The sequence below is a fragment of the Actinomadura sp. 6N118 genome (assembly GCF_044326415.1).
Taxonomy (GTDB): Bacteria; Actinomycetota; Actinomycetes; order Streptosporangiales; family Streptosporangiaceae; genus Spirillospora.
On sequence record NZ_JBIRAZ010000018.1, the window covers coordinates 69,555 to 81,804 of the forward strand.

At 70.9% G+C, this 12,250-nt stretch carries 20 protein-coding genes; 19 read left to right on the plus strand and 1 reads right to left on the minus strand.

All coding sequences use genetic code 11. The features are described 5' to 3' along the window. Window positions 1-48: 48 nt before the first annotated feature. A complete protein-coding gene (locus ACH34W_RS37660; RefSeq protein ID WP_395965956.1) occupies window positions 49-783 on the minus strand; it encodes a GntR family transcriptional regulator in 735 nt (244 codons plus the stop codon). 287 nt (window positions 784-1,070) lie between these two features. On the opposite strand from ACH34W_RS37660, the gene ACH34W_RS37665 reads away from it, so the two are divergent. The 19 genes from ACH34W_RS37665 to ACH34W_RS37755 all read left to right on the plus strand — a co-directional run bounded on the left by ACH34W_RS37665 (window position 1,071) and on the right by ACH34W_RS37755 (window position 12,235). Then, entirely contained in the window at window positions 1,071-1,448 is a 378-nt protein-coding gene (locus ACH34W_RS37665) for a hypothetical protein (RefSeq protein ID WP_395965957.1), read from the plus strand. Window positions 1,449-1,550: 102 nt separating this feature from the next. Then, on the plus strand, window positions 1,551-1,892 hold the full coding sequence (locus ACH34W_RS37670; RefSeq protein ID WP_395965958.1) for a hypothetical protein: 342 nt from the start codon (window positions 1,551-1,553) through the stop codon (window positions 1,890-1,892). Between the two features lie 7 nt (window positions 1,893-1,899). Then, window positions 1,900-2,091 carry a hypothetical protein gene (locus ACH34W_RS37675; RefSeq protein WP_395965959.1) on the plus strand — a complete coding sequence of 64 codons (192 nt, stop codon included), beginning with the start codon at window positions 1,900-1,902 and terminating at the stop codon, window positions 2,089-2,091. A 318-nt stretch (window positions 2,092-2,409) separates the two neighbouring features. Beyond that, the gene (locus tag ACH34W_RS37680) at window positions 2,410-2,724 is read left to right on the plus strand and encodes a hypothetical protein (RefSeq protein WP_395965960.1); all 315 of its coding nucleotides are present in this window, start codon (window positions 2,410-2,412) and stop codon (window positions 2,722-2,724) included. Between the two features lie 165 nt (window positions 2,725-2,889). Further along, window positions 2,890-3,108, plus strand: coding sequence for a hypothetical protein (locus tag ACH34W_RS37685; protein ID WP_395965961.1), 219 nt, complete (start codon window positions 2,890-2,892; stop codon window positions 3,106-3,108). Next, window positions 3,095-3,475 (plus strand): RRQRL motif-containing zinc-binding protein, encoded by a 381-nt coding sequence (locus tag ACH34W_RS37690; protein WP_395965962.1) that lies wholly within the window; start codon window positions 3,095-3,097, stop codon window positions 3,473-3,475. Before ACH34W_RS37685 ends, ACH34W_RS37690 begins: the two co-directional genes overlap by 14 nt. Window positions 3,476-3,543: 68 nt before the next feature. Then, the gene (locus ACH34W_RS37695) at window positions 3,544-3,891 is read left to right on the plus strand and encodes a hypothetical protein (protein ID WP_395965963.1); all 348 of its coding nucleotides are present in this window, start codon (window positions 3,544-3,546) and stop codon (window positions 3,889-3,891) included. Window positions 3,892-4,007: 116 nt separating this feature from the next. Then, the gene (locus tag ACH34W_RS37700; RefSeq protein ID WP_395965964.1) at window positions 4,008-4,565 is read left to right on the plus strand and encodes a hypothetical protein; all 558 of its coding nucleotides are present in this window, start codon (window positions 4,008-4,010) and stop codon (window positions 4,563-4,565) included. Next, window positions 4,565-4,750 carry a hypothetical protein gene (locus ACH34W_RS37705; RefSeq protein WP_395965965.1) on the plus strand — a complete coding sequence of 62 codons (186 nt, stop codon included), beginning with the start codon at window positions 4,565-4,567 and terminating at the stop codon, window positions 4,748-4,750. The genes ACH34W_RS37700 and ACH34W_RS37705 overlap by 1 nt, the downstream gene beginning before the upstream one ends. Window positions 4,751-4,839: 89 nt before the next feature. Continuing rightward, window positions 4,840-6,141: a hypothetical protein gene (locus ACH34W_RS37710; RefSeq protein ID WP_395965966.1), complete on the plus strand. Its 1,302-nt coding sequence runs from the start codon at window positions 4,840-4,842 to the stop codon at window positions 6,139-6,141. Window positions 6,142-6,343: 202 nt separating this feature from the next. Beyond that, window positions 6,344-6,526, plus strand: a complete 183-nt coding sequence (locus ACH34W_RS37715) for a hypothetical protein (RefSeq protein ID WP_395965967.1) — start codon at window positions 6,344-6,346, stop codon at window positions 6,524-6,526. Next, on the plus strand, window positions 6,523-6,834 hold the full coding sequence (locus ACH34W_RS37720) for a hypothetical protein (RefSeq protein WP_395965968.1): 312 nt from the start codon (window positions 6,523-6,525) through the stop codon (window positions 6,832-6,834). The genes ACH34W_RS37715 and ACH34W_RS37720 overlap by 4 nt, the downstream gene beginning before the upstream one ends. Continuing rightward, window positions 6,831-7,778, plus strand: a complete 948-nt coding sequence (locus ACH34W_RS37725; protein WP_395965969.1) for a hypothetical protein — start codon at window positions 6,831-6,833, stop codon at window positions 7,776-7,778. The genes ACH34W_RS37720 and ACH34W_RS37725 overlap by 4 nt, the downstream gene beginning before the upstream one ends. A 41-nt stretch (window positions 7,779-7,819) precedes the next feature. After that, window positions 7,820-8,155: a hypothetical protein gene (locus ACH34W_RS37730; RefSeq protein WP_395965970.1), complete on the plus strand. Its 336-nt coding sequence runs from the start codon at window positions 7,820-7,822 to the stop codon at window positions 8,153-8,155. Window positions 8,156-8,263: 108 nt separating this feature from the next. Then, window positions 8,264-10,549 (plus strand): hypothetical protein, encoded by a 2,286-nt coding sequence (locus ACH34W_RS37735; RefSeq protein ID WP_395965971.1) that lies wholly within the window; start codon window positions 8,264-8,266, stop codon window positions 10,547-10,549. A 216-nt stretch (window positions 10,550-10,765) separates the two neighbouring features. Beyond that, a complete protein-coding gene (locus ACH34W_RS37740; RefSeq protein ID WP_395965972.1) occupies window positions 10,766-11,074 on the plus strand; it encodes a hypothetical protein in 309 nt (102 codons plus the stop codon). Between the two features lie 74 nt (window positions 11,075-11,148). Then, on the plus strand, window positions 11,149-11,553 hold the full coding sequence (locus ACH34W_RS37745; protein WP_395965973.1) for a hypothetical protein: 405 nt from the start codon (window positions 11,149-11,151) through the stop codon (window positions 11,551-11,553). After that, on the plus strand, window positions 11,550-11,996 hold the full coding sequence (locus ACH34W_RS37750; RefSeq protein ID WP_395965974.1) for a hypothetical protein: 447 nt from the start codon (window positions 11,550-11,552) through the stop codon (window positions 11,994-11,996). The genes ACH34W_RS37745 and ACH34W_RS37750 overlap by 4 nt, the downstream gene beginning before the upstream one ends. Beyond that, the gene (locus ACH34W_RS37755) at window positions 11,993-12,235 is read left to right on the plus strand and encodes a hypothetical protein (RefSeq protein WP_395965975.1); all 243 of its coding nucleotides are present in this window, start codon (window positions 11,993-11,995) and stop codon (window positions 12,233-12,235) included. Before ACH34W_RS37750 ends, ACH34W_RS37755 begins: the two co-directional genes overlap by 4 nt. The last annotated feature ends 15 nt before the right edge of the window (window positions 12,236-12,250 follow it).

Below are 12,250 nucleotides of genomic sequence, written 5' to 3' on the forward strand. Positions count from 1 at the left end.
GACAAAGGGGGCGCCGACCGAGTCGGCGCCCCCTTTTTTGTTGTGCCTCTACTTGAGGGCCATGCGGAACACGAAAGCGTCGTAGCGGTCTCGCGGATACGACACCTCGGAAATCATGATGATTCGCTTGTCTGCGGAGAGAAACCGCTGGTGAACCGTCTTGACGAGATCGCCGGGCATTGTCCTGAGCCAGTCGGCATGCGTCGCTGTCGGTAGTTGGTCGGAGATCGTCTCTTCCAGGAATGCGGCCCCCGAAATGTCGGCGACGTCTACCGGATGGTAGGTGTCCGAGATCGAGATTGGCTGGCCATCCTCGGTCGCTCGGGTGATGACATGGCTGATCTCCTCCCCTTCTGGGGTGCCGAGAGCCTCTGCGAGTTCGCTGCTGGCGGGGATCTGCTCGGTCTCACGTTCTACTTGGATCTGTTGATCCGACTCGTTCTGAAACGAGCGCTCGGCAGTCTCCAGCTGGCGTTCGGGAGACACACGAACGAGATTGGGGCGGTCGGCGACGAAGACCCCTCGCCGCCGCACGGATCGAACAAGCCCCTGACTCTGGAGGAGTTCAAGGGCCTTGCGAACCACGATGTCCGACACGCTGTTCTGCTGTGCGATCTCGGTGTAGCTCGGTAGCTGCATGCCGGGTGGGAGCTCCCCACCGCGGATGCGTCGCGCGTACTCGCCCGCGATACGGACGTAGGCCGGTTCTGCCACTGCGTGATCAACCCCTTCGGGCTTCTTCGGCGATGCCTCCACCTGCGTATACGCATCATCGTATACCAAGGGGTTGTGCGTATACGAAGTTACGTATACGCTGCGATCAAGCGGCCGATCCACACAGGTGAGGCCCTGTTCATCACAACTGGACATGGCATCGGTGGCTGTCGCCCTCGTGTGTACGGGTTGACGTTCGTCCCTGGACCGGCGCGGCCCGCGCGATGCCGAAGAAGGTCTGTAGCGCTTGCGCTGCCTGTCCCGCACGGCGGGCCCTGGACTCTGAGGTCTGGGCCGTCCTCCGTACGGGGCGGAGAACGCAAAGGTCACAGTCTCGATCTGGAGGACTCGCCCCCATGCGATCCAACGGCCGCCCGGTCATGCTCGCCAGCAAGCTCCCTCCGAACCTGCTCAGCCTGTCCGACCGTGGTGGTTGCACCTTGGTCGGGTGCCCCGAGTGCGGCGTGTGGCGTTCGATCAAGCGCAGCATGATCACCCCGCACCGCGGCCCGAACGTGCCGGGCGCTGACGCCTGGCCGGCGGAGTTCCGGCCGCCAGCACCGTGGTGTCCGGGCAGTGGCCAGCGGGTCAAGGTTGATCTGACCTATGAGGAGTGGCGGGCCCGGCTGGCCGAGGCGTCCCGAGAGGCGGGCCAGCGACGCCGCACCCGGGTGATTCCGCGGCCCAAGCCGCCATCGGCCCCGCCGGTGCACCAGCTGGCGGTTGCCCGCTGATCTCCAGCGACTTCCCCACACCCGTTTCTTGCAGCGCCCCGGCCGGACCTGGCCCGGGGCGCTGCTTGCTCTGTTCATTCCTCTGAAGAAAGGAGCCCGTTCATGCTGATTGCCGAGCGGGACCGTACACGGGCCGGGTACATCGCCGGTCTGCGGATGCTGGCTGATTTGTTGGAGCGTGAGCCCGACATCCCGCACTACGAACACGGTTCGATCAGCTTCGCGCTCGGTGGGACCGAGGCCGAGGCGTTCGAGGCGATCGAGCGGGCCGCCGCGGCGTTGACCACGGCCGGGATCGAGCACGACTACCGGGTCGGCCAGCAGTCCCACCGCGTGGAGTTCGTGATCGGCGGAGTGACCTACTATTTCTCGCGGCTCCGAGACGAGGCTGTGGAAGCCCTGAACGCCCGTACGTCCTACGAGCACAACGTGCAGGTGACCTGACCGGATAGTGAAGATCCGGCTGACCGGCCTGCCTGCCGAGGTTCAGGACGCCGCTGACCGCATCGCGGCAGTGATGGCGGTGCTGGAGACCTCCCGGCCCTACCCGCGCCGCGGCGACTCGCGGATGGTCTCGCTCTACCTGGAGGCCGAGTTGCGCGAGCCCGCGCCCGATGACGGGGACGGCGACGCCCGGCCCTGACTGGTCCAGACAAGAGAAAACCCCCGGAAGCGCCCCACCTACCAAGCACGGCGCTTCCGGGGACCTTCACACAGGAAGGAAGTCCCCACGATGGCCGACAACCCGACCAAGGGCAAGTCCTCGACCTGGCCCAACGGCGAGCCCCAGAAGATCCGGGACGCCTACGACCAGCAGTCCGGTAAGGGCTCGTCCGGCTCCAAGAAGTAGCCGCCCCGCGGCACCAGCCGCCCCTTTCGACCGTCCAGCCCGCACCCCTGATCAGCAGGGGAGCGGGCTGGACGCGTTGCGGGGGCTTCGTCCTGAAGGGACCCCTTGCTCATGCGCAGCATCCCCATCGGCTCGCCCTCGATCGTCACCGCCCTGTCCGCACGAACCGAGCCGACTGGTTTCTATGTCTCGGTTCGCACCAGTGCCCGGATGGCCGAATCAGCACTGGTCCTGGGCCCGTTCCCCGACCGCGGTAGTGCGCATGAGTGGGTGCCGCTGGTGCGTGCGTTCGTGGCCACCCGGCACCGAGGCGGGGAGTGGTGGCGGTTCTCGGTCGCCCATGTGAGCGCCCGGCCGGGCCGGACGCTGCCGGCAGGGACCCTGAACACCCTCATCCCCGAGGACGGCAACGGGCTGGCCGCCTAATACCCCGCCCGCTGCCCCACGCGGGGCCTGACATCGAGTCCGGGCGGCCCCACTCCCCGCGCGCTGCGACGGGGGCAGGTGGGGCCGTCTCACCCGGTGCCAGACGCCCGGACCTTTCGTCATCTGATGTCCCCCGCATGTCGGGAGAAGGGAGCGCTGTGCGCGATGACGAACCTGATGATGTTGCCGGTCGGTGCGGCCGGTCCGCGTTCTGACCTCACCGGCTGGCCCGGTGCGTCCACTGCCACGGCCGCCACGGTTTCGGCCGGATGCTCCAACTGTGGTTCGGTCCGCAGCGTGCGGGTGCTGCCGGACGGACGGCACCGGTGCGGCTGCGGGCACCGCTGGAACCCCACCCGGCACCCCGCCGATGGCACGCCGTAGCACCGCCCGGTTCTGGGACCCGCGCGGCGACCGCTACGGCATCCCGACCTACCCGTGGCGAATGGCGCCGCCGCACCTGGCCACCCGCCGCCAACTGGCTGCCGAAGGGCTCCGCCCCGGCGGCCAGGACGTGGCCGCGCAAGTGCTGTGGCACCGGCGGCGCGGGCTCGGGGTGGCCTACCTGTACGACCGGCGCCTTGCCCTTCCCAAACGCACCCCCACCCCGGCGCAGCGGGCCGCACTCGACAAAGCCCTGAAAGTCCGCCGGACCTGTCCGCGTTGCGGGCTCGATCGCGGCTATGTGCTGCGGCGCCGCCTGGGCTGCTGCGAGGACTGCGCCGACCGCTGGGAGCTGAACGCCGCCTAGCCCGCCTCTGCCCGGGTGGTTTCTGCTCCGTTTTCGACCGTGCTGACCTGCTGTGAAAGGACACCGCTGTGACCGCTTCCGCTCCGAACCCGCCTGCCGCCTCTGCCAGCCAGGGCCACCAGATGATGCCCTCGCCGTGGGTGCTGCCCGAGGACGGGATCGTGGACCCGATCGCGGTCGAGATCGCCGCCGCCGGCGCCCGGCGGGTGGCGTTGACCGCGACCGAACGACTGCTGGCCGCGGCCCGGATCTTGGCCGCCGGTCACCACCAGACCGAGCTGGCGCGCCGGTTGGGCGTGTCGTACGACACCGCCCGCACCTTGGCCGCGCTGGTGCGCCGCTTCGGCCTGCTGCCCGTCCCCGACCTGTGGACGCTGGCCTACCCGCCGGCCGACGCCGAGGCACCCGCGGCCTGACCTGACGCTCTGCCTCGCCCCGGAACCCGTTGTCCGGGGCGGGACAGAACGCCAGACCTTCACCGCGACCGAAGGTCGCCGTTCTTTCCCCTTCTCGCTCGTGGCAAGGAGTCGCCATGTCCCCTTCCCTGACCTCCCACTCATCCACCCCTGCCGACCGGGACACCGTAGGAACCGCGGACCTGGCCGCGCTGCAACGGCGCGACCGGACCGACCGCCGCACCCGCGCCGCGTTCGCGGCGGCGTTCGCCCTGATCGGTGCCGCGCTGGCTGGCCCGGTCCTGGTCACCATCCCCGCCCGCGCCCTGGCTGCTGCCACCCTGGTGGCGCTGGCCGTGGTCGGCGCCGGGGCACTGGCCAGCACCGCGGTCACCTGGCTGGGCGGCCGGTACGAGATGTCCAGGCCGCACCCCTGGCAGGTGTGGCAGTGGCGGATCACGCGCCGCTGGTACGCCCCCGGCGCCACGGTGTGGCACACCGAACCCAACGCGGGCACGGCCCCGCTGGCCGTGCTCGGCTGGTACACCGACCCGGCATGCCGGATGCCGTGGGCACTGGTCTACGACGGCACCCCGCTCATGGCAGGCGGCAGCGCGCTCTGGCTGCCACTGACCGACCTGAGCCCCACCCCGCGTGCGTCGTCGGCGGGCGACCGGATCGGCGGACCGCGCTGATGTGGGCCCGCTGGTGGGCCCATCTGGCCCTGATCGACGTGCTGATGTTGACCGGCATCGCCGCCGGCGCCGTCTGGCTGGCGTGTACGCACCTGACCGCCATGCACCCGCCCGCCGCCCTGCTGGTCTCGGCTCTGGCCGCCGTCGCCACGCTCAGCGTGCTGGCCCAGCGTCGGCAGCCCTGACCTTCTCTTCGTCGTTCACTGGCCCGCCTTGATCGGCGCCCCCTGGGACCGGTCGGGGCGGGCTGGTCTGTCTGTAAAGGACTGTGCTGATGGATGCCATCAGACTCGCCAACCTCGTGGCCGCACACCCCATACCCGCGGTGGCCGCCGTCGGCACGGCGGTGGCCGTGCTGGCCGGGCTCGGGTTCGCCGTGTCGCGGGTGGTGCGTGGCCGGGCCGCCGATGAGGTGCTGACCCCGATCGCCGCGCTGACCGCCACCGGAGTGGCCATGTGGGGCATGTGGAACTTCTTCGGGGACGTACTGGACGCCTCCGGGCCGCTGCGCATCTGGCTGTTTGCGTTCCTGGAGCTGGCCATGGTCACCTCTGCGGTGCGGGCCCGCCGCAACGTCCGAGAGGGCCGTTCGGCCGGGGTGGACGGCGCCGCGGTATGGGCCATCACCGGCCTGTCGGCGGTCCTGTCAGCCACCGACGCCGGCTCGCTGCGCGCTGGCCTGCTGCGGTTCGCAGCCCCGATCGTGGCCGCCTGGCTGTGGGAGCGCGGCTTGGCCGTGGACCGTCGCCGCACCGGCAAGGCCCGGCAGATCAGCTACCGGATCACCCCCGAACGGGTGCTGGTGCGACTCGGCCTGGCCGATGCCACCGACCGCACCGCCAGCGACGTGCAGGTGCACCGCCGCCTGACCCGGCTGGCCCGCGCCGCCAACCGCGTCCGTCGCCTGCGCGCCGCCGGAGACGCCAAGCCGCGCACGCTCAACCGGGCGCTGGCCCGGCTGGACAAGGCGATGGACGGCGCGGTGGAACACGCCGGACTCGCCAGCGATGCCACCCGCCGCGCGGCCCTGCTGGACCAGATCGCCGCGCTGTACCACGCGCCAGCGCTGGCCGAGATCACCCCGGCCACCCCCTGGACCCCGCCCCTGACTGCGGCCGGCGCCGCGCCGTCGCTGCCCGCAGCCTCAACCGAGGCCACCGAGCCAACCCGTACGGGCGAGGTCCGTACGCACGCCCGTACGGCCCCGGCATCACCACGTACGAGCCAGACCCGTACAGGAACCGGACCGCAACCGCGTACGGGCACGCCGGTCGATCGGGACCAGGTCGTGGCCGATCTGGTGGCCGAGATCCACGCCGCGATGGAGTCCGGCGACCGCTGGACGCCGGACTACCCGGCGCTGATGGCGCGCACCGGCTACCGCCGGTCCTGGTGTGAAAAGGCGGTGCGTGAGGCCCGCAGCCTCGCTCTGCGCACCCATCAGGCCGACGACGACCCCATCGACATGCCCACCTCGGGCACCCGCACCGGCGACCCCGACACCGTCCCCGACGACGGAGACGACGCCACCGGGACGGGCAACGTGATCGAGCTGGCCCGTACCGCCGGAGAGTGACACAGGCACCGTACGGCCTTCACATCAACACATCCGCGCCCCCCGGTCCCGTACGGGACCGGGGGGCGCCGTCCGTGTCTTGGATCTCGCCCACACCCGCATCTGTCCCGTAAGGCCCCGCGCCGTACGGGGGCGTGTCGCGGGTGTGGGCGGGGTCGGCGGTACGGACCGCCGACGCCCCCTATCGAAGGGAAGTACTCTCATGATTCTTTTGGCCCTGCTGACCGGCGGGCTGATCTTCATGATCTGGGCCCGTCAGGTCTCCTACGTGATGCTGCTCGCGCTGTGCTCGTGGGGCCTGCTGGCCGCCTCCACCCCGATCGGGGTCAAGCTGGTGGCCGGGCTGAACTCGCTGTCCAACTCGATCGACGGGTGGTTCGCATGACCGCCCACACTCACCCCCGACCGCGACGCGTACGGGCCGTGCTGGCCCGGCTGTGGGCCAACCGGCCCACCCTCGGCACGCTGGCGTTCCTGCTGGCCGGCCCCGGTATCGCCAACGTGTTGCTGGGCTGGCCGCTGTGGTGGACCGCGGCCGGGCAGTGGTCACTGTGGCTGCTGCTGATGCTGGCCGTATCGATCACAGAGGCCCGCCGCCCCGCCCCGGCAACCGACCATGACCCCACCACCGGGCACAGCGTGCCGTCCCACCTGGGCACCGGCACCGGCAACGATGAGGAGGCCGACCGGTGATCGAACTGCTGTTCCTGGGCTCGGCCGCGTTCGCCGGCGGCGCGCACGCGATGCGTCAATCGCGGGCCCGTCACCAGCCACGACCCCGCACCCGGCAACACTCGCTGCTGGTCAAGGCATGGAACTCCGCTGGCGCCCCGCACACCGAGGAATCGATGCTCGGGGACGCGCTGGCCGACCTGGGCGGCCGGGCGATCGGCCGGACCGTTCGACGCACGGCCCCGCGCGTCAAGCGGCGCGGCCGGGCAGTGCGCAACGGCGCGGCATCGCGGTGGCAACGCCGTAGAGACGAGGACCGTACGGTGACCTTCTTCCGCCGCCGCAACCGTTCCTCGCCCGCCGCCAGCAAGGATGAAACCGGACCCGCCGACGCGAGCGGCAAGCGTCCCAACGACGCACCACCGCTGCCGGGCGGTTCGGAGCCCAAGCCGCTGCCACGCGGCCGGTCCCCACTGCCGCTGCCGGCCGGGTCTGATCCCTCCGCCCCGAACACGCCGATCCCGATGCCGCCCGGCTCGGCCCGCTCCGCCGGCTCGGCCGCGCGCACCCCATCGCGGCGGGCGGCCGGTGGCCGGAGGCAGGTCCAGGGCCGGGGTGGTTCGTCGGCCCGGCGGGGTGGGAGGCGGCGGGCGCGGGCCCGGATGCGGATGGCGGTGCCGCTGAATCTGGACGCGCCCGGCACCGATGTGGAGTTCCTGGACGCCTGTGCTGACTTGCAGCAGATGCTGCGAGGGATCGGGGTGGCGGTGGAGGACTGGAACGACGAACTGATGATCCGCCGCCTGCCCTCGATCGTCACCGGCCCGCTGGAGCGCGTGCATGAGGGTCTGGTGGACGGGGCCGCGTGCACCGCGCTGGCCACGGTGCTGTTTGAGAACTGGTTCGCCGAGGCCCGCGAGATCGCCGCCGCCGGTATCGAGTTCACCGGCGACGACCCCGAATAACCCCCGGCCCGAATCCCCGTACCCACAAGGAGAACCTGAGGATGCTTCCGCGTCCCCGCGGCCGGCGTCCCGGCCGCTACACCGTCGAATTCGAGGCCCCCGACTCAGACGGCGAGTTCATCGCCACCAGCCTGGCCATCGCCGCCCTGATGGGCGGGCTGGCCGATGCTGTCGAGGACTACTCCGGCGAACTGGCCCGCCGGGGAATGCCCCCCGCGATCGTGCTCCAGTTCGAGCACCTGGCCGACGACCTGACCGACGCCGAACACGCCGCCCGCACCGCGGCGACCAACTTCGCCGACTACTTCGAAGACGCCCGCACCATCGCGGCCCGCGGCATCCGGATCATCGGCACCCCCCGCCGCCGCGCCGCCTGACCGCCACCCGCCTGCCTGTTCCCCGCGCAACGGCCGTGCCGCCGCCCCCGCCCCGGGGTGTGGCGGCACGGCCGTTTGCGTGTCCACACCTGCAAGGAGTTCGCTCGCATGATTCGTCGTCCCGCCCGTCCCGGCTTCGGGCGCCCGCAGCGCCGTCCCACGGGGCGCGGTCGCTTCGGGGGCCGCCGCCGTGCCCGCTATACCGACGCAGAGATGTTCGACCCGCTGTACCCGGCAGTCGTGGACCAGCACGCGGCGCCGCGGCGCCCGGTGATGGGCCCGCTCGCCCGCGCCGCGGCACGGGGCTATGTCCGCTGGGTGCTGGCCTCGCCCGACACCCGCGGCCTGGGCACCGGCCTGGCCGCCCTCTACCCCGCCGGTCACCTCGCCTACGAATACGCCACCGGTGAATGGCTGTTGCTGGGGGCGTTCGCGCCGCCTGCCGCGCTGGCCGCGTGGGTGGCCACCTACAAGACCCACGGGTCGCCCCGCTACTCCGGCGCCATCGCCGCCATCGCGGCCGGGATCCCGGCGTGGTTCGCTACCGCTGCCGCCACCGGTATCACCAACCTGCCCACCCTGCTGGGCTACACCCTCACCGCCACCACCGCATGGTCGGCCTACACCTGGTCTGATGTGCTGAAGGAGCGGCGCCGGTTCGCCGAAGCCCAAGCCAAGTGGGAGACCATCGCCGGCCTGGCCGGACTGGAGGGCTCGCGGCTGCTGCGCACCGAACGCACCCGCACCGGCGTCAAATTCAAAATCGACCTCGGAGTGCAAGGCCCATCGGCGTCCCGGCTGGAACGCGGCGACCTGGCCGAACAGATTGCCCGCTGCTACGGCATCGGCGCCGATCAGGTCCGCATCCGTCCCCACCGCAAGAACGCCCGGATCGCCTGGATCATCATCCAGCTGGTGGACCTGTGGTCCAACATCGTGCCGCACCCCGCCGTCGTCGCCGACGACGGCGCCCCCGTCCCCGCCGCGACCGCCGCGGCTGGCAAGGGCCAGCGGTCGATCCTGGACGGCCCCTACACCCTCGGCACCGACCCCGAGACCGGCGACGACCTCACCCTTGTGGTGTTCGACGAGGGCGGCGCCCGGCACGTGGACATCGTCGGTTCAAACGGCGGCGGCAAGACCAACACGTTGTCCAACATCGTCCAGCAGGGCGCCGAGTGCCGCGACGTGCTGACCGTCGCGATCGACCTGGGCAAGGGCGTCATCCCCACCCTGTGGCGTGAACACCTGCACGACTACGCCGGGGTCGGGGAGGAGGACAAGGCCCTTCAGATCTTCGAATGGATCGATGCGCTGCTGGATGAGCGCGCCATCGACCTGGCCGGCGGCACCCTGGCCCCCTCGGCCACCTCACCGGTGGTGCAGGTGATCGTGGACGAGCAGGACACCGCGACCGGGTTCCACTCGGCCGTCGCCGCCGACATCAAGCCCGTCCTGGACAAGATCCACAAGCGGGGCCGGTCGCTGGGAGTGGTGCTGATCACCGCCAAGCAGCGCGACGTGGTCCAGCACACCGGTTCCAAGGAAGGCAAGGCCAACGCCTTTACCACCATCGTTGGCCGTGTCGCCAACACCAAGGAGATGGCCAAGGCCCTGCCGGACTGGGAGGTCACGGGCTGCCCCGACATGTCTACATACGGCGGTGACGCCCAAGGCGTCATCCTGCTGGTCCGCCAGGGCGGCGCCTGGCAGGCGGGACGCACCCGCGCGCTGTACGACCCCAAGACCGTCCAGGCGCTGGCCGCCGCCTACGGCCCAACCGGCGCGCACTTGGAACCGCACATCGCCGCAGACCTGCCCGGCTACATCGACCGCCACCCCACCCCCACCGCCACGACCGCGGCGACCCGGCGGACCGGCGACTCCGACCCCCGTGGCGGAGACCACCGCCGTGGGGGCGGTGAGGTCCCCGAGGGCCGCCCGAACGGTCACGACCCCGACCGGGGAATCCACGACACCCACCCCGACCGGGCGGGGGCCCATGGTCAGGGGTGGGGGTTCGATCCTGCCGACGACGCCGCGGTGGACGAGGCGGTCAAGGGCCTGGTGGAGCGACTGGATGAGTTCATTGCCGAAACCGTCCAACCGCCCCAACGGCCCACGTCGCTGGAAGACCTGAACGCCGCCCGCAAGCGGATCGACAACACCGCCGTGCCCGCATCGGTCATCCAGGCCGTCACCGATCTGCTGGCCGAACGAGGCGCCAGGGGCGCGCGTCGGGACGAGCTTGTGGCGCACCTGAAGTTGGGCAAGTCCCGGGCGGCTGAGCACCTTGGGGCGCTGCGCAGGGACGGGATCATCACCACGGCTGGCAACGGCAAGGCGGCCCGCTACTACCTGCCCGATCACACCCCCGACGATCACACTGCGTGACCGTGGTTATGGGCTGAACTGTCCACCGAACTGTCCGGCCAACTGTCCGGAACGAACTGTCCGACCGGCCCAACGCGCGTGCGTGGATGCGAACACGCGCCCGCCACTGGACAGTTGGACAGTTTCCCGCCGGACAGTTCACCCGGCGCACGCTGAGTAACGCCACGCGCGTGCGCCCCCGTTCTCGGAACCGTCTGTCAACTGGGAGGCACCCCCATGTTGCCCTCACCAACACTCGCAACCGCTATCGCGATCACACCCACCCCCACGCCCGCCCCCGATCGGCCCGGCGATGGCGACGGTGCCAGCCTGTGGCTACTGCTGACCCTGGCCGCGTTCATCTGGCTGATTGCCCATCTCATCTCGGTGCGGCTACACCCGATGCGCACCTGCCGCGCCTGCGACGGCACCGGTCTGCACCGCGGCCACGTCTTCACCGCCACCATGCGGCTGTGCCGCCGCTGCGGCGGCACCCGCCGCGAACTACGCCCCGGCGCCCCCACCACCAGCCACCGCGACCACTGACCCCGCGGTCCGCCGCCCCGGAACCGGCCCCGGTTCCGGGGCTTTGTGCTGCCCGCCCTCACAAGGGATCTGTTATGCCCTCTGCTTTCCCGCCGGCCGATCAGTGGCCGGTGCTGAACGCCCCCGACTGCCCCACCTGCCAGACCACCACCGACGTGGTGTTTATCGGCCCCGCCGACCGGATCGACGGCGGCCAGGTCAACGTCTGGCACTGCCGCACCTGCCCCGCCGACTGGACCATCCCGGTCACGCACTGGCCGATCACCAGCGGCCCCGCCTGCCCGTACTGCCTGACCTCGATCACGTGCTGGGCCGCACTTGACCCCGACCAGCACGGCGACCTGTGGACCTGCGAGAACGGCCACGAACTCACCCTCACCCCCGAGGGCATCGTCATCACCCCCGAAAACCAGGACCTGGCCGACTGGGCGCCGATCTGGCGCGGCAAGCACCGCCCGCCGAAGGGGGATCAGACATGACCGCGCGCACGCTCACCGGCCAGCGGCCCGCACGCCGGCGTTCAACTCCGTGCCTGTGCTGCGACACCACGCTGGCCTCGCTCGGCTGTGACGCCGCCCTGATCCTGCTGGCCGATCAGGTGCTGGAGACCTTCCCGCTGTGCCGGACCTGCCGCCGCACCGGCGTGGTGTACCTGCTGCACTTCACCCAGCCCTACAAGCACGCCCGCCACTACATCGGCTGGACCCGCAACCTGCCCGCCCGCCTCGCCCAGCATGAGACCGGCACCGGCGCCCGCCTCCTGCAAGTGGTCGCCGCCGCCGGTATCGACTGGCGACTGGCCCGGCTGTGGCCCGGCGACCGGCACCGCGAACGCGCCCTCAAGAAGCAGGGCGGAGCCTCCCGCACCTGCCCCCTGTGCGGCATCCACCCCCGCACGAACGCCGCCAGGAGGGCCGCATGAGTACTCCGTTGTTCTATCTGGGCGCGCACATGCCGCACTGGCTGTGGACGGTGACCTTCCCGCTGTTTGTCTCGCATCGCCAGCTGGCGCGCAAGACGCGGTTGCGTCCCGCGGTGTGCCGGTGGGCGCTGGACTCGGGCGGCTTCACCGAACTGTCGCTGTACGGCCGGTGGGTCACCTCGCCCGCGCAGTACGCCGAAGTGGTTTCAAGGGTGAATCGCGGCCCCATCTTCGGATGAGTCTTGGCCCCACTT